Source organism: Nonomuraea sp. NPDC004354, from assembly GCF_053602555.1.
The window spans coordinates 1,206,667-1,225,425 of record NZ_JBSGDV010000001.1 but is presented as its reverse complement, the minus strand read 5'-3'; the positions used below and the strand labels follow the sequence as shown (position 1 = coordinate 1,225,425).

The following is an 18,759-nucleotide window of genomic DNA, read 5'->3' as shown; positions in this document are numbered from 1 at the left end:
GGTAGGTAGGGGAACATCCCGGTCAGGTGAGCGCGGGCGTAGCGCAGCCAGCGCCGCTCGGAGGTGAAGCCGAGCAGCGCCGACATCACCGCCAGTGTCACCAGTTCGGCGTCGCTCAGGATGGGCTGGATACCGATCTGGGGGCGTTCGGGGGCGAGGTCCGGGAAAGCGATCAGTTGATCGTCGATCTTCACGTACAGTGCGGTGGCGAGGGTGTTCAGTTCTGTCGTCACACACGGATCTTGGACACCCTCGCTGCATGTTCGCAGCCAGACTCGGAATCCTCAGCCCTTGGAATCAATCATCTAGCCTCCAGCTCCCCGTGGGACCAGCGCTGCTCGGGTCGCCTGCCGTCGCAGGGGACGACCCGCAGCCGGGCGTGGCGGGCCAGCAGGTCGTCCTGGTGCAGGCAGCCCGCCGCCGTGCCGATCCGGCCGGTCGGCGAGAGGTTCCAGCGCTGGTCCCGTCCGCCGTCGCAGTCGTCCATGACCGGCACCCGGCCCGCCGACAGGCAGCGCCCGGTCAGGGCGCTGCGCAGGCTCGCGCCCAGCACGTACCACCCCTGGGCGGGGCTCCCCGCGCAGGCATGCGTCCGTACGGCACCGCGCCCCGGCCCCACCTCCAGGCAGCGAGCGGTGGCCGTGTCGTCGTTGGGGGTGCTGGTGGTGCCCATCCACGAGACGATCGCGCCCGGCGCGGGGACCGGGGCCTCCCGCCGGTACTGCCGGGCGACCCAGTCGCGGTCGCCGGCCGCCAGCGTGGCGGGCGGGGCGGGGCAGACGCCCGGCCTGCAGTACACGTGCCTGGCGTAGGCGGCGAAGACCGCGCTCTTGCGGGCCTGCTCGGCGGCGGTGAGGTTGGGGGGCAGCGCCGAGATGCCGTAGGCGCGGTAGAAGACGACGGCGGGCCGCAGGCCGGGCGTGGCGGCCATGGCCTGCCGGGCGGCCAGCAGCGTGTAGCGCGCGGTCACCGCGTGGTCGCTGTGGTCCACCGGCTCGGTGAGGCTGAACCCGAGCCGGGTGCTGTGGTGGTCGAGCGTGCGGATCGTGTCCGGCCGGAAGCGCTCGATCAGCCGGCGCAGGGTCGCGACCAGCGCCGCCGCGTCGTAGCGGGCGGTGCCGTCGACCGTGGAGATGCGGTCGATGTCGCCGCGGAACAGCTTGAGCAGGCTCTGCCGTCCCTGGCTCGCGCTTCCCCGCCCCCGGGGGTGGCCGTCGGGCAGGCCGAGGAACAGCAGCTGGATCTCACCGCGACCGGCAGGCGGGCGGTCCAGGGTGAAGGCACGGATGGAGCGCCCGCCCACGCGCAGGTCGGAGCGCCGCCAGGCGTCGGCCGCGCCCGCCATGACGGCGTAGGCCGCGCGCACGCCGTCCTCCCTGCTGCGCACGTAGTCGTCCACGCGCCCGTCGTCCCCCGCCGTCAGGTACACCACCCGCAGGCAGGCGCCCGCGTCGTGGTCGCCGGCGATGGCGGGATTGACGAACAGCAGGTCGTCGTCCTGGTGCGCGACCGAGACCAGCGTGGTACGGGAGCACGCCGTGGCGCCGCGCGCCACGGTGCCGCTCGTGACGGGGCCGCTCGTGACAGGGCCGCTCGTGGCGGTGGCCGGTCCGGCGACCGGGCCCGCCAGCAGGCTCCCGCAGCACACCAGCGCGGTCACGGCTCTCTTCACGGCGCGGCCCCTCCCTCGCGCGGCGGCCCCCGCCCGCCGCGCACACTCCCGGTGACCGCCCGATCGTCCCGCCCCTGAGGACGCCGCCCCGCCGACTTTCCGATGTGCGGGGACGTCCTTGCCGGAGGCCCCAGATCGGCATGCCGCGCGCATCAGGGTGTCAAGCCCTCGCCAAGGCCGCGTCATACCTTGCCCGGCCTGCGCGGCGGAACCGGCCGAGGCGGGCACGATGGGCGAGCCGTCGCACCGGGGACAGTCCTCCGGCGGCAGCTCAGCGGCGATGGGAGACCGATGAAGATCGTCTTTCTGATCCAGAACCTGTACGGAATCGGCGGGACCATCCGGTCCACCGTCAACCTCGCCGGAGCGCTGGCCGAACGACACCAGGTCGAGATCGTCAGCCTGCTGCGGACCGCCGGCGACCCGGCGTTCGCCCTCGACCGCCGCGTCGCCGTCCGCGACCTGGTGGACCTGCGCGCCGACTCGCCTGCCTTCGCGGGCGCGGACCCGCGCCACGCGCAGCCGTCGGCCGGCTACACCAAGGGTGAGGCCAAGGGCTACGCGCGCTGCTCGCTGCTGACCGACGAGCGCATGGCGGCCTACCTGGCCGCCTGCGACGCCGACGTGGTCGTCGCGACCCGTCCCGGCCTGATCGCCTACCTGGCCCGCTACGGCACCGACCGCTACCTGAAGGTCGGCCAGGAACACCTGATCCACGACGGGCAGAGCCCCGAAACGCTCGCCGAGCTGCGCGAGCACTGTGCGGCGCTCGACGTGCTGGTGACCATGTCGGAGGGCGACGCGGCCGTCTACCGGGCCAAGATGCCCCTGACGCGGACGAGCGTGGTGTCGATACCCAACGGGGTCCCCGATCCGGGGATCGAGCCGGCCACGCTCGACACCAAGGTGATCGTCGCGGCCGGGCGGCTGACCCCGGTCAAGCGGTACGAGCTGCTGATCGAGTCCTTCGCCAAGGTGGCCGCGCAGCGGCCCGAGTGGAGCCTGCGCCTGTACGGCAAGGGCACGGAGGCCGAGCCGCTCCAGGAGCTGATCGACGATCTCGGGCTCAACGGCCGTGCCCTCCTCATGGGCGCGCGCTCCCCCATCGAGACCGAGTGGGCGAAGGGCTCGATCGCGGCGGTGTCGTCGAAGCTGGAGTCGTTCGGCATGACCATCGTCGAGGCCATGCGGTGCGGGGTTCCGGTCGTCAGCGTCGACTGCCCGTTCGGTCCCGGCGAGATCATCGAGGACGGCGTCGACGGGCTGCTGGTGCGCGAGGCGGCGCCCTCGGCGATGGCCGACGCGCTGCTGCGGCTCATCGACGACGAGCCGTTGCGCCGCGCGATGGGGGCGGCGGCGCTGAGCAGCGCGCGCAGGTTCGATCCCGCCGAGGTGGCCCTGCGCTACGAGCGGCTGTTCGCCGAGCACGTGCGACCGCCACGCGGCGGGCCGCGGACCCAGCCGGGTGGGACGGGCATCCTCACGCGCGCCCGGTCGCTGCCGTCGCGGGGTAGGCGGTGGCTGGCGAGGCTCGGCGCGCCGGCGCTCTCGTCAGGCGGGGCGGGGCGGTCACGCGGGACGGACGAGCCCATCGTCGTCCACTGCCTGGCGCACGCGGACGGCGGCCTGACGATCCGCCTCGCCGACGGCTGCCTGCCGCCCAGGAACGCCGCGAACTGGTCGGTGCGGCTGCGCCGGCGCGGCTCGACGAGCGCGATCACACTGCCGCTGGACGCCGCGGGACAGACCTGTCTCGAGCGCGCCGGCAACCGCCTCGCCGAGGGCCGCTGGGATGCCTACCTCTCCCGGCCCGGCCAGCGGCTGCGGCGCCTCGTCGCGGGCCTGTGCGACACGCGCGTGCTGGTCAACGCCCTGCCCGACCGGCACCGGCCGCTGGAGACGTGGACGCCCTACGCCACCGAGAAGGGCGAGCTGTCGATCGCCGTCCACGTCCGGACGACGCACGCCGAGGTCACGGACCTGCTGTCCGCCCCCACCAGGCTCACCGTCCACGGGCTGCTGGTGAACCTGCCGCAGGGCCCGCTGACCCTGCTCGCCCTGCGCCGCGGTACGGCGCGGGGCCCGGGCGAGGCGGCCCAAGGAGAGCTGGTCCTGCCCGCCCAGAGTTACCTCGACGGCCGGTTCACCTGCTCGGTGCCGTACGAGCGGCTGGTGGCGGCGCGGCGGGAGGAGCAGGAGACGTGGGATCTGTACCTGTGCCCGGCGGAACGGGGCGGTCCCATCCGGCTGGGCCGTTTCTGCGACGACATCGCCGACCGGAGGGCGGTGGACCTCTACCCCCGGCACCTCGTCGGAGACGCGTTCGCCCGTGCCGCCTACACGGCCACCAACGAGCTGTCCGTCCAGATCACCACCGCCACGGCCGGCTGAGCGCGCCCGCGACAAGCAAGGGCGCCCCGGCTCCTGCCGTCGGGCGGATCTGCCATGTCCCTGGCGCGCTGCCGGCCTGCGGGAGGCCGCCTGACACGCGCGAGCCTGGTATCAACTCCTCCCCTCACAAGGGGTTGCATTGTGAGGTAGATCACTTCTACAGTCGGAATACTGTCCGATTCATTACGGTTTACTGATCTCGTGAGGTTTTCTGTCCTGTATGTGTGGCTCGTTGAGCGGCTGCACATCGATCTCTGTCGTCTGACCGGCTCCCTCTGTCGCTGATCGCGCTCTGACGAGCGCTCGATCGCCCGACCCCCTCACCCACCCCCCTTCCGCGTGCCGCCATTTCGGCATGCCGTCTTTCGGAGCCTTCCTCATCGTGAAGAGATTCTCGTTCTCCCTGCAGTTGCTGCTGGGTCTGGTCGTCGGCGTGGCCCTCGGCTTCGCCGCCCGCGTCTGGGACCTGGCCTGGCTGGCCAACACCCTCACCGAAGTCGGAAAGATCTTCGTCCAGCTGCTCAAGCTGGCCGTGCCGCCGCTGGTGTTCACCGCGGTGGTGGTCAGCGTCGCCAACCTGCGCAACGTCAACGGCGCGGCCAGGCTGGCGGGCAAGACGCTGTTCTGGTTCCTCACCACCGCGCTGATCGCCGTCATCGTCGGCATCGGCCTGGGCCTGATCCTCAACCCCGGCCAGGGCGTCACCCTGAGCACCGCCGGCGCCAAGGCCCCCGAGAGCGTCGGCACCTGGGTCGACTTCCTCACCGGCATCATCCCGACGAACATCGTCACGGCGTTCACCGAGCTCAACGTCCTCCAGATCGTCTTCCTGGGGATCGTCCTCGGCGCGGCGGCCATGGCGGTCGGGGAGAAGGCCGAGCCGTTCCTCGCCTTCAGCCGCTCGGTCCTGGAGCTGGTCCAGAAGGCGCTGTGGTGGGTCATCCGCCTGGCGCCCATCGGCACCGCGGGCCTGATCGGCAAGTCGGTCGCCACCTACGGGTGGGACCTGCTCGCGCCGCTGGCCAAGTTCAGCCTCGGCGTCTACGTCGGCTGCTTCATCGTCCTGCTGGCCGTCTACCCGACCCTGCTCGCCGTCGTCGGCAAGGTCAACCCGATCACCTTCTTCCGCAACGCGTGGCCCGCGATCGAGCTGGCCTTCGTCTCCCGTTCCTCGGTCGGCACGCTGCCGCTGACGCAGAAGGTCACGATCGAGCGCCTGGGCGTCGACCGCGACTACGCCTCCTTCGCGGTGCCGTTCGGCGCGACCACCAAGATGGACGGCTGCGCCTCGATCTACCCGGCGCTGGCCGCGATCTTCGTGGCGCAGGTCTTCAACGTCCCGCTGGGCATCGGTGAGTACCTGCTCATCGCGTTCGTCTCCGTGGTCGGCTCGGCCGCGACGGCCGGCCTGACCGGCGCGATCGTCATGCTGACGCTGACGCTGAGCACGCTGGGCCTGCCGCTGGAGGGCGTCGGCCTGCTGCTGGCCATCGACCCGATCCTCGACATGATCCGCACGGCGACCAACGTCGCGGGACAGATCGTGGTGCCGGTCCTGGTGGCGCGCGGCGAGGGCCGCCTCGACGAGGCGGTGCTCAACGCGCCCCCGCAGCCGCTCGAGTCGGCTCCGGCGAGCACGCCGCGCGCCTCCGGCGAGCCCGCCATCGCCTGACCCGCCCTCTCCACACACCCGTCCACAGCGGAAGACGGGGCGCCCCGCACCGGGGCCGCCCCGTCTTCTCATGTTCCAGAAATGTTCCAACAGGGGCCCCGGTCAGGCCAAACTCCCTGAATTCCGGTACATTCATCCGATCCCCACTGTGAAATCCGGAGTACGCGCATGGCCCACCTGCTGGACACCTTGGACGACGAGGTCCCCCTCACCTACGGGCAGTTCATGCTGCGCGGCGTGAGCGGGCTCCAGGGCGTCGACACCCGGGTTCACATGGCCGAACTCGACCGTCAGATCTACCTCTACGCGAGTGCCGAGCACAGCCGCGTCAGGGTGGAGGTCTGGGACGGCCCGCCGCCACCGTGGGAGGGGCACGGCAAGCTCGTGGCCGACGCCCGCTGCGTGGCGGAGACGGGGGTCGTGGCCGTCACGCCGTACATGTTCGCCGGCTCGGGGCGCAGCGTGCTGATCGGCCCGGCCTTCTTCGAGTACGGCCTGCACCTGTACGCCCACAACGCCGAGCGGCTGCTGCGCTTCTGGCCGATCAGGGACGTCTTCGACCCCGCGCTCCACCTGCGTCCCGACGGCCTGGACGGCGACGCCAAGCCGGTGGAGACGGTCGAGGCCAGGTCCTCGCTGCACGACTGGGTCTCGACCAGGGTGCTCGGCTCGGCCGAGGCGCCCCTGCCGCCCGCCCCGCCGAAGGCGGAGGAGGAGTGGCCGCTGGACCACGAGCACGAGGTGAGGCTGGCCGAACTGCTCGGCGACCTGCGGCAGCGGCTGATGACGCGCCCGCCGACCTGGCTGCTCGACACCGACGAGGGCAACCGCAGCCGGTACCTCAACGAGCTGCGCAGTTCGGTGGCGATGGCCAGGCGGCTGAACCCGGACGGCCTGCCGACCATCCAGCTGTCGTTCGGCGAGCTGGTCGAGCGGCCGCATCCCGGCCTGAGCTACCGGCTGTGGCAGTGGCGCCCGATCGCCTCCCCCGCCGCCGACCCGGTCCCGGCCGTTCCGCTCGCCGCCGACCTTCCGTCGCCGGAGCGCGAGGCGACGCCGTACGCCGCCGTCGCCGCGTCGCCCGAGCCACAGCCAGCCCCCTACGCCGCCGGTCCCGCGTCACCTGATCCGCAGATGACCCCTTTCGCCGCCGGTCCCGCGTCACCCGAGCGGCAGGCAACCTCCTACGCCGCCGGTCCCGCGGCGCACGAGCCGGTGGCTCTCGCCGAGCACGGGCAGGCCGCGCCGGGATCCGAGCCCGAGCGGCACCCGGCGCCCGAGACGCTGACCGCCGAGCGAGAGGTGCGGGCGCTGGACGCGCTGCGCAGGCGGCAGCTGGTGACCGGCATCGTGACCGTGCTGCGCGAGGAGAACGGCGTCGTCGAGGTCCGCGACGCGCTCCCCGCCGAGGTCGCCAGGGTCCTGGCCGCCGAGCGGGCCTGGGCCCTGGACTGACGCCTACCCCCGCGCGGTCCTGGCCGCCGAGCGGGCCTGGGCCCTGGACTGACGCCTACCCCGCGCGGTTCTGGCCGCCGAGCGGGCTATCCCTGGGCCGGCGCCTACCCCGCGCGGTCCTGACCGGCGAGCGGGCTGTCCCTGGGCCGGCGCTTACTCCCGCGCGACCCTGGCCGCCGAGCGGCGCCTACTCCCGGGCCTCGCCCTTGGCCCTGATGAGCGCGGCCAGTTCGGCGGTGGCGCGGCGGGCGCGGGCCTTCTCGCTGCCCTGGATGCCCATCGCGCCCACCGTCATGCCGTCCGAGAAGTCGATCTTCGGCCACGGGTCGCCCTCGAGCAGGGTGACGTCGAGCACCTCCGGCCAGGTGTAGCGGTGCGTGCGCAGCGCGTTGACCAGGGTGATGCCCTCCTCGTCCGCCTCGACCCTGACCCGGCCGAGCCGGTGCAGCACCCAGGCGACGGCGCAGCCGAAGGCCACGATCGCGATCTTGTCGGGGAGCTGGAACGGCTCCGCGATGAGGACGGCCATCACGACCGCGCCGACCACGACGAGAGCCGCGAAGCCGTACGCCACGAATCTCGCCCTGACCGGCCGCCAGGTGAGGGGCAGGGGCGGGGGACTGACAGGCTCAGGCATCTCGGCTCTCGCTGGGTGGCAGGGGTTGTGGTGACCAAGGAAAACTACCGCAGCCGGCGCAGCACCAGCGCCGTCTCCAGCGCCGCGACCGTGGACTCGTAGCCCTTGTCCTCGACGCTGTCGGGCAGCCCGCTCCTGGCCAGCGCCTGGTCGAGGGTGTCGCAGGTGAGGACGCCGTTGCCGACGGGCGTCTCCTCGTCGAGCGAGATCCTGGTCAGACCGGCGGTGACCGAGTCGCAGACGTAGTCGAAGTGGGCGGTCTCCCCGCGGATCACCGCGCCGAGCGCCACCACCGCGTCATGCCTCCTGGCCATGGCCTGGACCACGACCGGGATCTCGAGCGATCCGGCGACGCGCACCACCGTGGCGTTCGCGCCGCTGTCCTGGGCCGCCTGGACGGCCCGCGCCACCAGCTGGTCGGTGATCTTCCCGTGCCAGCTGGCCGCCACGATGCCGACGCTCAGCCCTTCCGCGTCGACCGGCGCCGCGGCCGGCCTGCCCTCTCCACTCACAGCTCGTGCCCCAATCGCTCTCGCTTGGCCGTCAGGTACGCCTCGTTGTACGGGTTCGCCGCCACCGGCATCGGCTCGCGGCCCAGCACCTTGATGCCGTAGCCGTCCATGCCGCGCAGCTTGGCCGGATTGTTGGTGAGCAGCCTGACCGACTTGACGCCGAGGTCGGCCAGCATCTGCCCGGCGTTGGAGAACTCTCTCGCGTCGACGGGCAGGCCCAGCTCCAGGTTGGCGTCGACGGTGTCGCTGCCGCTGTCCTGCAGGCTGTAGGCCTTGAGCTTGGCCAGCAGGCCGATGCCCCTGCCCTCGTGCCCGCGCAGGTAGACGACGACGCCGCGGCCCTCCTTGGCGATGGCCGCCATCGCGCGGTCGAGCTGCACGCCGCAGTCGCAGCGCAGCGAGCCGAACACGTCGCCGGTCAGGCACTCGGAGTGGGCGCGCACCAGGACGTTCTCGCCGTCGCCCAGCTCGCCGAGCACCAGGGCGACGTGCTCGCCGCCGTCGAGCGCGCTGGCGTAGCCGTAGGCGCGCCACTCGCCGTGGACGTTGGGCAGCCTGGTCTCGGCGACCCTGGTCACCATGCTCTCGGTGCGCCGGCGGTGGTCCACGAGCTGCTCGATGGAGATGAGCGCGAGGTCGTGCTCGTCGGCGAAGGCGCGCAGCTCGGGGAGCCTGGCCATGGTGCCGTCGTCGTTGACGATCTCGGCCAGCACACCGGCCGCGCTGAGCCCCGCCATGCGGGCCAGGTCGACGGCGGCCTCCGTGTGGCCCCTCCTGACCAGGACGCCGCCCTCGTGGTAGCGCAGCGGGAAGATGTGGCCGGGCCGTACCAGCTCCTGGGGCTCGGTGGCGGAGTCGGCCAGGGTGCGGATGGTCCTGGCCCGGTCGGCCGCCGAGATACCGGTGGTGATCCCGTCGCGGGCGTCGACGCTGATGGTGTAGGCGGTCCGCATCCGCTCCCTGTTCTGGACCACCATGAGCGGCAGGCCGAGCCGGTCGAGCTCCTTGCCCTCCATCGGCACGCAGATGACGCCGCTGGTATGGCGGATGGTGAAGGTCAGCAGCTCGGGCGTGGCCTTGGCGGCGGCGAAGATGATGTCGCCCTCGTTCTCGCGGTTCTCGTCGTCGACCACGACGACGGGCCTGCCCTCGCGGATGTCGTGGATGGCGCGTTCGACCGAGTCGAAGACGATGCTCATGCCGGCACCGCCGTCCGCGCCGTCCTGTACTGCTTCAGCCAGGTGCGGAAGCCGAGCAGGACCAGCACGAGGAAGACGCCGTAGACCACGCCGGAGACCACCAGGCCCGACGTGAACGCCAGCGGCACGCCGACCAGGTCGACCAGCACCCAGATCCACCAGAAGTCGATCAGCGCCCTGCCCTGCGCGAACGTGGCGACCGCCGAGCCGACGAAGATGTAGGCGTCGGGCCACGGCGCCCACGAGATCTCCAAGCCCATCGCGTTGAGCCAGGTGAACAGCAGCGCGACCGCGACCGTGCCGACCACCATCGTGCCGATGAGCGCCGAACGCTCCTTCAGCGTGGCGGGCCTGACGGCCAGACCGCCGTCGTCGCGCCTGACCTTGGTCCACTTGTACCAGCCGTAGACGGCCAGCGCGCCGAACAGCACCTGCTTGAGCGCGTTGCCGGTGATGTGGGCGTTGACCGAGGCGATGAACAGCAGCACCGCGCCGGTCAGCTGCACCGGCCACGTCCACACCGACCTGCGCATGGCCAGCACGACCGTCGCCAGCGCGGCGGCGTTGCCGATCAGGTCGGTCCAGTAGACGGGCGTGCCGAAGACGGTGAAGTCGCCGCTCACTTGGCCACCACCAGCTTCTCCACGTACTTGGCGATCACGTCCACCTCGAGGTTGACCACGTCGCCGACGCCCCTGCCGCCCAGGGTCGTCAGCTCCAGCGTGGTCGGGATGAGGCTGACGCCGAAGCTCTCCTCGTCGACGGTGGTGACGGTCAGGCTGATGCCGTCCACGGCGATCGAGCCCTTCTCGGCCACGTAGCGGTTCAGCTCCGCCGGCAGCGAGAAGCGCACGTCGTCCCACCGCTCGCCCGGCTCGCGCGACAGCAGGACGCCGGTGCCGTCGACGTGGCCCTGCACGATGTGCCCACCCAGCCGCTGATCGGCCCGTACGGCCCGCTCCAGGTTGACCCGCGCGCCGCTCTCGACGCTCTTGAGCGAGCTCCTGATGAGCGTCTCCCGCATCACGTCGACGGTGAACACCTCGTCCTCGACGTCGACGACCGTCAGGCACACGCCGTTGACGGCGATCGAGTCGCCGTGCTTGGCGTCGGAGGTGACGAGCTTGCCGCGCACCGCCAGCCTCGCCGCGTCGCCCAGGGGTTCGACGGCGACGATCTCGCCCAGTTCTTCCACGATTCCGGTGAACATCAGCTCTCCTCGGTCACGGGACGGGCGGTGATCCGCAGGTCCGTCCCGATGGGGGTTACTTCTTCGAAGACCAACCGGTGGGTGTCGGCGATCGTCCGCACCCCCGCCTGTCCGAGCGCGGCGCCGCCCGACCCGAGCAGCGCGGGCGCCAGATAGGCGACGACGCGATCGATCAGCCCTTCCCTCATGAAAGAACCGGCGAGGGTCGCGCCGCCTTCCAGGAACACGCTGACGACCCCCCTGCGGGCCAGCTCGGCCAGCAGGGCGTGCAGGTCCAGCCCGCCGGCCGGCGACCGCGGCAGGCGAACCACGGGGGCGGACAGGTCGGTCTCGGCGTCGTCGGCGACGACGACGAGCGTGGGGGCCTCGTCCGACAGGACCCTGGCGGTCACGGGGGTGCGCCCGCCGGTGTCGACGACCACCCGCAGCGGCTGCCGGTACGGCCCGCCGCCACCCGCCGGCCCCAGCCCCCGGACAGCCGGACGTGACGCCGGATCCACCGGCCCCGACACAACGGCCGGACCGCCCCCGGCCGCAGAACCAGACCCGGCCCCGGGATCAGACCCGGCCGCGAGACCGGGTGCGGCCGACGATGGCGCGGCGGCCGTCGGGGATGCCCCGACCGGGCCGGACGCGGGCGGGCGGGCCGTGAGCCTGGGGTCGTCGGCCAGAACGGTGCCGATCCCCGCGACGATCGCGTCGGACTCGGCGCGCAGCCGGTGGACGTCCGCCCGCGCCTCGGGCGAGGTGATCCACTGGCTGGTGCCGTCCTCGGCCGCCGATCTGCCGTCCAGCGTGGCGGCGAACTTCCACGTCACATGGGGCCGGCCGCGCCGGATGAAGGTCAGCCACTCGGCGTTGCCGCGCTCGGCCTCCTCTGCGAGCAGCCCGATCTCCACCTGCAGCCCGTGGGCGCGCAACTGGGCGGCGCCTCCCGCGGCCGTCGGGTTGGGGTCGGGCACGGCGATCACCACCCTGGCGACGCCCGCCTTCAGCAGCGCTTCGGAGCACGGTCCCGTGCGACCGGTGTGGGCGCAGGGCTCGAGCGTCACGTAGGCGGTGCCGCCCCTGGCGCGCTCGCCCGCCTCGCTCAGCGCCACCACCTCCGCGTGCGGTCCGCCCGCGTAGGCGTGGAAACCCTCTCCCGCGTGCGCTCCCGACGCGTCGACGATGACGCACCCGACCACGGGGTTGGGGCTCGTGGTGCCGCGACCGAGCGCGGCCAGCCGCACGGCCCTGGCCATGTGCAGGGCGTCGGTCTCGTCCACGCGCTTGGTGGGTACGGCAATGCCCGGCCTTGACTGGGCGGGTTCGTCCACCCCCGGACCTCCTACTCGCCAGTAGCTCTCAGCTACGGCGGGCCCCGGGGGATGTCAGGGTGCGACGCACGCACCACAGAGGCGCCCGGCGAACACCGGACACCCGCGCGCTTCCTCCCATCCGGACTTTCACCGTCGGTCCCGGAATTTCACCGAGTCAACCGGCCGATGGCATCGGCCGGGTCGCGGACTGTCACCGCCGGTTCGGACTTTCACCGACCCCGGAGCACGCTAGCTCTGTTCTCCCCCAGTGTGCCATGTCCGAAAAGCCCGGCGCGACCGCCCCCGCCAACAAACCCTAACAAACGCTTGGTCAATTACATCATCGCAGGTCATCCACCACTCCGGGAAAAACTCGTCGGAAGTCGGGGCGTGCCTGGTCGGGTCCAGGGCCAGGGACGAGGCCGGCGGGTGCGGGTGCCATGCGGGTGCGGGCCCAGGCGGGCACGAGTCCAGGCGAGTGCGGGTCCAGGCGAGCACGAGTCCAGGCGGATGCGGGCCCAGGCGGGTGCGGGTCCGGTGAGGGTCGGGTATGGGGGCGCCGTTGGGAGGTCGGCCATCGCCGCACGAGGAGCGTCCCTTCGGAGGACGGGTCCACGTGCCGGGCGGAGGCGCGTGACCCGGCGTGCCGTGCAGGGGGTGGGGAGGTCAGGCCGCCATGAGGCGGCGGGCGCGGCGGGCTGCCGGGGCGTAGCGGACCTGGGCCGGCACGAACCCGAGCCCCGTGTGCAGCGCCCGCAGCGACGCGGTCGCCCACAGGTCCCCCACCGGCGTCGCGGGCAGCCCGTACAGCCGGCGGGCCCACCGCGGCAGCGTCGCGAACGCCAGCAGCGTCAGCGCCGGCAGCATCGGCTTCAGCGGCGTCAGGCGCAACGGCAGCGGCGCGTTGAACGACAGCCGCAGCGGATGCGCCGCCTCGGGCACGAACCGCAGCCCCGGCCGGGCCGCGCGGATGTAGTCCTGCAGTTCGCCCACCGAGCCTGGCACGTCCGCCGGTGACAGGCCGACCACCTCGGCCGCCGCCCGCCATTCCGCCACGAACGCGTCGGCCTCGTCGTCGGTCAGCCGCACCCCCGCCCTGCGGGCCACCGTCAGGTAGGAGTCGACCTCGCCGACGTGCACCCAGCGCAGCGCCTCGGGATCGTCGAGGCGGAAGCGCTCCCCGGTGTCGTAGTCGAGGGCCGTCAGGGTGGCGTGGATCCTCCTGACCCTGGCGCCGGCCCGCTCGACCTCGGCGCGCGTGCCGTACGTCCGGACCCTCACGAACTCGGTCGTGCGCTGGAAACGCGACCACGACTCGGCCGGATCCATGAGCGCGGAGTTCTGCAGCACGCCGCGCATCGCCCTGGGGTGCAGGCCCTGCATGAGCAGGGCGCGGAAGCCGCCCACCAACAGGATGGGCTCCCCCATCACCCGCCATGTCACCGATTGCGGCCCGAACAGCCCGTGATCCTCCATAAGTGTTCAATTACCCGGGAGGCGATGAACCTATGTTCCGCGCGGCGCTAATCCACGGCCCTGATCGGTCACCACGCATCGCGGACGCCACCCGGGTCGTCCCGCCCCGCCGGGACCACCGCACCGATCCGCCGGGACACCGCGGATCATGCGGTCGGCCGGGCATCCACGCGGTGGCGCTGCGAACCCGGCCGCGCAGGGCAGGTCGGGGCGGTCCGCAAACCCGGCCACCCCACGGCAGACCGGGGGCTGCAGACCCGGCCACCCAGGGCAGACGGCGGCAAACCGGGCCGCCCAGGCATGCCGCGCGGCACAGTGGTCCCCACCCGCGGACGCCGCGCAAGCCCGCCGTTTCCGCCACCCGGCAGACCGGATGCCCGCTGCGGGGCAGACCAGGCTGCAAGCCGGGTGGGGTGGGGGCGAGGAGGCGCGTGGCAGCCTGGGTGTCAGTCCGCGTACGGGCTGGCCAGGTCTCTGAGCTTGTCGATCGCCGCGGCCGGGTCGGCGGCGCCGTACACCGCGCTGCCCGCCACGAACACGTCGGCCCCGGCCTCGGCGCACCGCTCGATCGTGTCGGCCGCCACCCCGCCGTCGACCTGGAGCCAGATCTGACCCCCGTGCCTGGCGATCAGCGACCGCGCCCGGCGGATCTTCGGCAGCACCACGTCGAGGAACTTCTGCCCGCCGAACCCGGGCTCCACCGTCATCAGCAGCAGCATGTCGATCTCGCCGAGCAGGTCCTCGTACGGCTCGACGGCCGTCGCCGGGTTGAGCGCGAAGCCCGCTCTGGCTCCCGCGGCGCGGATCTGGCGCAGCGTGCGCACGGGGGCCTTGGCCGCCTCGGCGTGGATGGTCACGCTGCCCGCGCCCGCCTCCGCGTAGCCGGGTGCCCACCGATCAGGGTCGGTGATCATCAGATGGCAGTCGATCGGCGTCGAGGTGGCCTTGAGGAGCGCCTCGACGACCGGCAGGCCGAGGGTGAGGTTCGGCACGAAGTGGTTGTCCATGACGTCGACGTGCAGCCAGTCGGCGTTCGGCACGCGGGCGGCCTCGTCGGCGAGACGGGCGAAGTCAGCGGACAGGATGCTGGGAGAGATCTGAACGGCCATGATGGCCCCGAGTGTAGTGAAGCCCTTCCCGCGGCTCCGCACCCGCCGTCCCCCGAACCGATCCCACCGGCCGCCGTGCCCCGAACCGATCCCACCGGCCGCCGTCCCCCGGACCGATCCCACCGGCCGCCGTCCCCCGGACCGATCCACCGGCCGCCATTCCCCGGACCGATCCCGCCGCCGGCAGGCCGTCAGGTGTCCCGCGCCGGGCCCTGCGGCGATCCGGCGGCCGGCGTGCCGTGCAGCGCGACCAGTTCGGCGCCGAGCCTGGCGAGTTCGGCCCGCACCTCCGGCCCGTCCACGACCTCGACGAGCGCCCCCCATCCCGCCAGCTGCTGGGCGATCATCAGCGGGGTCGGCGCCGCGACCCTGACCCGGGCCCGCCCGTCGTCCTGGGTGGCCTCCACCTCGCAGTGCCGTCCGAAGTGGTCGCGCAGGACGGGCACGAGGCGGGCGTGGATGAGCACGGTGGCCGACAGCGTGGAGCGGTGCCGCTCCACCTCGTCGACCACCCGCTCCCACGCCTGCGTGAGGTCGAAGCCGGCGGGCCGTTCGAACGGCTGGTCCGTCACGACCGCCTCGGCGATCCTGTCGACCCTGAAGGTGCGCTGCCCCTTGTCGGTGCCGGCCAGCAGGTACCACACCTCGTCCTTGTCGACCAGGCCCCACGGGTCGACGAGGCGTTCGGTGCGCTCCTTGGACCGGCCGGCGTAGGACAGGCGGACCTTCAGCCTCTGGACGGTGGCCCGCTGCAGGAGGTCGACCAGTTCGGGCCGCCGCCTGCCGTGCTCGCCCCACCTGGCGGGGTCGATGGCGACGGCGCTGGCGGCGGCTTCGGCCTCGGCCCTGAACGTCTGGGGCAGCGCCCGCACGAGCTTGCGCAGCGCCGACTTGACCTCGGGGGCGATGGCGGCGGCCGGGCCGACCAGCAGGAACAGCGCCTGGGCCTCGGCCGCGGTCAGCCCGCTGAGGTCGGTGCGGGCGCCGCCGAGCAGCGACCAGCCGCCGCCCCTGCCCTGCTGGGGATAGACGGGGATGCCCGCCGCCGACAGCGCCTCGAGGTCGCGTCTGGCGGTGGCCACCGAGACCTCGAGCTCCTCGGCCAGCTCGGCCGCGGTGATCCTGCCCCTCGACTGCATCAGCAGCAGGGCGGCGACCAGACGATCAGCTCGCATGGTTCTCAGTGTCGCAAAACAAAGTGCTCATTTGATGAGCACTTTGACGAGAAGAATGAGACCTGTCACTCACCGGGACCGAACCGAGAACGCGAAGGAGCCACCCATGCTGCGAGGCCTCACCACCACCTGCTTCTGGGCCGACGACCTGGAGGCCGCCAAGCGGTGGTACACCGAGGTGTTCGGCATCGAGCCGTACTTCGAGCGGCCCGGCCGCGACGGCGCCCTCGCCTACGTCGAGTACCGCATCGGCGACTACCAGCACGAGTTCGGCCTGTGCCAGAGCGGCTACGCCCCCGAGGGCGCCGCGACGGAGCCGGGCGGCGCGGTCGTCTACTGGCACGTCGACGACCTCGACGCGGCGGTGGAGCGGCTGGTCTCCATGGGCGCCAAGGAGTACCAGCCGGCGGTGAGCTGGGGGGACGCCGGGTTCCGCACGGCCTCGGTCGTGGACCCGTTCGGCAACGTCCTCGGCCTCATGGTCAACCCGCACTACCTGGAGGTGCTGGCCTCGCTGAAGCAATAGCGGTCAGGACCGCCTGCGCAGCAGGGCCAGGAACATGGCGTCCGTGCCGTGGCGGTGCGGCCAGAACTGCGCGTGCGGGCCCTGCCCGAGGCCGTCGATCCCGGGCAGGAAGGCGCGGGCGTCGAGCTGTTCGGCGTCGTCCCTGCGCTTGAGCGTGTCGGCCACCACCACCTGGGTCTCGGCCAGATGCGGCGAGCAGGTGACGTAGGCGACGACCCCGCCGGGCCGCAGGGAGTCGAGGGCGGTGTCGAGCAGCCGGCGTTGCAGCTCGCCCAGCTCGGCCACGCTCGCGGGGTCACGCCGCCACCTGGCCTCCGGGCGGCGGCGCAGGGCGCCCAGCCCCGTGCACGGCGCGTCGAGCATCACGCGGTCGAAGGAGCCGGGCCGCCAGGCGGGCTCGGCGCCGTCCGCGGTGATCACCGCGGCCTGCCGGGTGGTCTGCCAGACCAGGCGGGCCCGATGGTACTGCACGTCGGCGGCCAGCATCCGGGCCCCGCCCGGGAAGGCGAACGGCACCTGCCCGCTCTTGGCCGCGGCCAGGTCGCCGTGCGTGGCGATCGCGTCGAGCAGGCCGGCCTTGCCGCCGGGGCCGGCGCACATGTCCAGCCACCGCTCGTCGGGCCCGTCGAGCGGCACCCTGGTCAGCGTGAGCGCGACGAGCTGGCTCGCCTCGTCCTGGACGGCGGCGCGGGTCTCGGCCACCGCGAGGATCTGCCCGGGGTCGCCCTCCGGGAGGTAGGCCGCGTACGGCGAGTAGCGGCCGGGTTCGGCGCCGGACTCCTCGAGCTCCTCGACCGAACTGCGCCCCGGCCTGGCCACGAGCGTCACCACCGGCCTTGCGTTGTCGGCGGCCAGCAGGTCGGCCGTCTCGCCGGCGTCGTGGCCGAGCGCGTCGCGGAAGGCGCTGACGACCCAGCGGGGATGGCTGTGGGCGATCGCCAGGTGGCCGACCGGGTCGGTGTCGGCGGACGGCGCGACGATCGTGATCCACTCGTCGAGCGTCCTGGAGGCGATCTTGCGGAGGACGGCGTTGGCGAAGCGGGAGGCGCCGGTGCCGATGCGCAGCCGTACCAGGTCGACGGTGGTGCCGACGGCGGCGTGCGGCGGGACGCGCATCTTGAGCAGCTGGTGGGCGCCCAGGCGCAGGGCGTCGCGCACGGCGGGGTCGGGCTCGCGGTCGCCGCACATCGCGATGATCGCGTCGTAGCTGCCGAGGCCGCGCAGGGTGCCGTAGGCCAGTTCGGTGGCCAGGGCGGCGTCCCTGCCCTTCAGCCGGCGATCGCGCAGCAGGCGCGGCATGAGCAGGTTGGCGTAGGCGTCGCGCTCGTCGACGGCTCTCAGCAGGTCGTAGGCGGCGTTGCGGGCCTCGTCACGGGCCGGTGGCCGCCCGCCGCGCCGTCCCGCACCACCCGGACCGCCCGAAGGCCTCCGGCCGCCCGAAGAACCCCCGCGACGCGGACCACCGCCGCCGGAAGCCGCCCCTCGATCCGCCATCACGCCAGCCGATCCGCCGCCGTGGCGCGCACCCCGCGCGCCCACTCCCCCGCCGTCATGAGCCGCTTGCCCTGCGGCTGCACCTCGCCCAGCTCCACCGGGTGGGTGCCGGTGCCGACGAGCACGGTGTTCTTGCCCACCACGAGCTCGCCTGGGGCCAGCCGGTCGGCCGAGGCGGCGGGCCGTACGGGGCCGATCTTGACCCGCTGGTCACGGAACGTGGTCCACGCTCCGGGGTTGGGCGTGCAGGCGCGCACCAGCCGGTCGACGCGCATCGCGGACGCGTTCCAGTCGATCCGCGCGTCGTCCACGGAGATCTTCGGCGCGATCGACACCCCGTCGAGCGGCTGGGGTCTGGCTTCGAGCGTGCCGTCCTCGACCCCGTCGAGGGTCGCGGCCAGCAGACCCGCACCCGAGACGGCCAGCCTGGCCAGCAGCTCGCCGCTGGTGTCGGTGGCCTTGACCTCCTCGGTGACCACCCCGTAGACGGGGCCCGCGTCGAGCTCCTTCACGATCTGGAAGGTGGCCGCGCCGGTGATCTCGTCGCCGTGCAGGACGGCGTGCTGCACCGGAGCCGCGCCCCGCCATGCGGGAAGCAGCGAGAAGTGCAGGTTGATCCAGCCGTGACGAGGGATGTCGAGCGCGGCCTGCGGCAGCAGCGCGCCGTAGGCGACTACCGGGCAGCAGTCCGGCGCCAGCTCCCGCAGCTGGTCGAGGAACTCAGGATCGCCGGCCTTGGCCGGACGCAGCACCTCGATGCCCTCGGCGGCGGCCAGCTCGGCCACGGGACTGGGGTGCAGCGCGCGCCCGCGGCCCGCGGGGGCGTCCGGGCGGGTGATCACGGCCACCACCTCGTGGCGCGGCGAGTCGATCAGGGCGCGCAGCGAGGGCAGCGCGGTCTCGGGTGTGCCGGCGAAGACCAGGCGCATC

Annotated in this window: 17 protein-coding genes, 1 pseudogene and 1 riboswitch; of the genes and pseudogenes, 5 read left to right on the top strand and 13 right to left on the bottom strand. The window is 72.9% G+C overall.

The window, feature by feature from the left end; genetic code table 11:
- Both ACWENQ_RS05725 and ACWENQ_RS05720 read right to left on the bottom strand, forming a co-directional pair.
- Nucleotides 1–233 (bottom strand): annotated as a pseudogene (locus ACWENQ_RS05725) (IS982 family transposase); the annotation flags it as partial.
- A 68-nt stretch (nt 234–301) separates the two neighbouring features.
- Nucleotides 302–1,672 (bottom strand): PIG-L family deacetylase, encoded by a 1,371-nt coding sequence (locus ACWENQ_RS05720; protein ID WP_452412972.1) that lies wholly within the window; start codon nt 1,670–1,672, stop codon nt 302–304.
- Between the two features lie 291 nt (nt 1,673–1,963).
- Here ACWENQ_RS05720 and ACWENQ_RS05715 point away from each other — a divergent pair, with 291 nt between their 5' ends.
- The 4 genes from ACWENQ_RS05715 to ACWENQ_RS05700 all read left to right on the top strand — a co-directional run bounded on the left by ACWENQ_RS05715 (nt 1,964) and on the right by ACWENQ_RS05700 (nt 7,190).
- Nucleotides 1,964–4,063, top strand: coding sequence for a glycosyltransferase family 4 protein (locus tag ACWENQ_RS05715; RefSeq protein ID WP_452412971.1), 2,100 nt, complete (start codon nt 1,964–1,966; stop codon nt 4,061–4,063).
- Between the two features lie 201 nt (nt 4,064–4,264).
- Entirely contained in the window at nt 4,265–4,348 is an 84-nt protein-coding gene (locus ACWENQ_RS05710; RefSeq protein ID WP_452412990.1) for a putative leader peptide, read from the top strand.
- 97 nt (nt 4,349–4,445) lie between these two features.
- The gene (locus tag ACWENQ_RS05705; RefSeq protein ID WP_449921062.1) at nt 4,446–5,735 is read left to right on the top strand and encodes a dicarboxylate/amino acid:cation symporter; all 1,290 of its coding nucleotides are present in this window, start codon (nt 4,446–4,448) and stop codon (nt 5,733–5,735) included.
- Between the two features lie 168 nt (nt 5,736–5,903).
- Nucleotides 5,904–7,190 (top strand): hypothetical protein, encoded by a 1,287-nt coding sequence (locus ACWENQ_RS05700; RefSeq protein WP_452412970.1) that lies wholly within the window; start codon nt 5,904–5,906, stop codon nt 7,188–7,190.
- 187 nt (nt 7,191–7,377) lie between these two features.
- Here the strand turns inward: ACWENQ_RS05700 and ACWENQ_RS05695 are convergent, their stop codons facing one another.
- From ACWENQ_RS05695 to ACWENQ_RS05655, 9 genes are all read right to left on the bottom strand, one after another.
- Entirely contained in the window at nt 7,378–7,827 is a 450-nt protein-coding gene (locus tag ACWENQ_RS05695) for a PH domain-containing protein (RefSeq protein ID WP_354910262.1), read from the bottom strand.
- A 44-nt stretch (nt 7,828–7,871) separates the two neighbouring features.
- On the bottom strand, nt 7,872–8,339 hold the full coding sequence (gene ribH, locus ACWENQ_RS05690) for a 6,7-dimethyl-8-ribityllumazine synthase (RefSeq protein WP_449921068.1): 468 nt from the start codon (nt 8,337–8,339) through the stop codon (nt 7,872–7,874).
- Nucleotides 8,336–9,538 (bottom strand): bifunctional 3,4-dihydroxy-2-butanone-4-phosphate synthase/GTP cyclohydrolase II, encoded by a 1,203-nt coding sequence (locus ACWENQ_RS05685; protein ID WP_449921071.1) that lies wholly within the window; start codon nt 9,536–9,538, stop codon nt 8,336–8,338. Before ACWENQ_RS05685 ends, ribH begins: the two co-directional genes overlap by 4 nt.
- Nucleotides 9,535–10,161, bottom strand: coding sequence for a nicotinamide riboside transporter PnuC (gene pnuC / locus ACWENQ_RS05680; RefSeq protein ID WP_452412969.1), 627 nt, complete (start codon nt 10,159–10,161; stop codon nt 9,535–9,537). The genes ACWENQ_RS05685 and pnuC overlap by 4 nt, the downstream gene beginning before the upstream one ends.
- On the bottom strand, nt 10,158–10,748 hold the full coding sequence (locus ACWENQ_RS05675) for a riboflavin synthase (RefSeq protein ID WP_449921076.1): 591 nt from the start codon (nt 10,746–10,748) through the stop codon (nt 10,158–10,160). Before ACWENQ_RS05675 ends, pnuC begins: the two co-directional genes overlap by 4 nt.
- Nucleotides 10,748–12,016, bottom strand: a complete 1,269-nt coding sequence (ribD, locus tag ACWENQ_RS05670) for a bifunctional diaminohydroxyphosphoribosylaminopyrimidine deaminase/5-amino-6-(5-phosphoribosylamino)uracil reductase RibD (RefSeq protein ID WP_452412968.1) — start codon at nt 12,014–12,016, stop codon at nt 10,748–10,750. The genes ACWENQ_RS05675 and ribD overlap by 1 nt, the downstream gene beginning before the upstream one ends.
- Before the next feature lie 154 nt (nt 12,017–12,170).
- A riboswitch (FMN riboswitch) is annotated at nt 12,171–12,301 on the bottom strand.
- Between the two features lie 414 nt (nt 12,302–12,715).
- Nucleotides 12,716–13,477, bottom strand: a complete 762-nt coding sequence (locus ACWENQ_RS05665; RefSeq protein WP_452412967.1) for an oxygenase MpaB family protein — start codon at nt 13,475–13,477, stop codon at nt 12,716–12,718.
- Nucleotides 13,478–13,971: 494 nt separating this feature from the next.
- Nucleotides 13,972–14,634, bottom strand: coding sequence for a ribulose-phosphate 3-epimerase (rpe, locus tag ACWENQ_RS05660; RefSeq protein ID WP_354910246.1), 663 nt, complete (start codon nt 14,632–14,634; stop codon nt 13,972–13,974).
- A gap of 191 nt (nt 14,635–14,825) precedes the next feature.
- Entirely contained in the window at nt 14,826–15,809 is a 984-nt protein-coding gene (locus ACWENQ_RS05655) for a helix-turn-helix transcriptional regulator (protein ID WP_452412966.1), read from the bottom strand.
- 106 nt (nt 15,810–15,915) lie between these two features.
- Here ACWENQ_RS05655 and ACWENQ_RS05650 point away from each other — a divergent pair, with 106 nt between their 5' ends.
- Nucleotides 15,916–16,335 carry a VOC family protein gene (locus ACWENQ_RS05650; RefSeq protein WP_449921086.1) on the top strand — a complete coding sequence of 140 codons (420 nt, stop codon included), beginning with the start codon at nt 15,916–15,918 and terminating at the stop codon, nt 16,333–16,335.
- A gap of 3 nt (nt 16,336–16,338) precedes the next feature.
- Here the strand turns inward: ACWENQ_RS05650 and ACWENQ_RS05645 are convergent, their stop codons facing one another.
- Nucleotides 16,339–17,829: an RsmB/NOP family class I SAM-dependent RNA methyltransferase gene (locus tag ACWENQ_RS05645; protein WP_452412965.1), complete on the bottom strand. Its 1,491-nt coding sequence runs from the start codon at nt 17,827–17,829 to the stop codon at nt 16,339–16,341.
- Nucleotides 17,829–18,758, bottom strand: coding sequence for a methionyl-tRNA formyltransferase (gene fmt, locus ACWENQ_RS05640; protein WP_452412964.1), 930 nt, complete (start codon nt 18,756–18,758; stop codon nt 17,829–17,831). The genes ACWENQ_RS05645 and fmt overlap by 1 nt, the downstream gene beginning before the upstream one ends.
- Between the last annotated feature and the right edge of the window lies 1 nt (nt 18,759).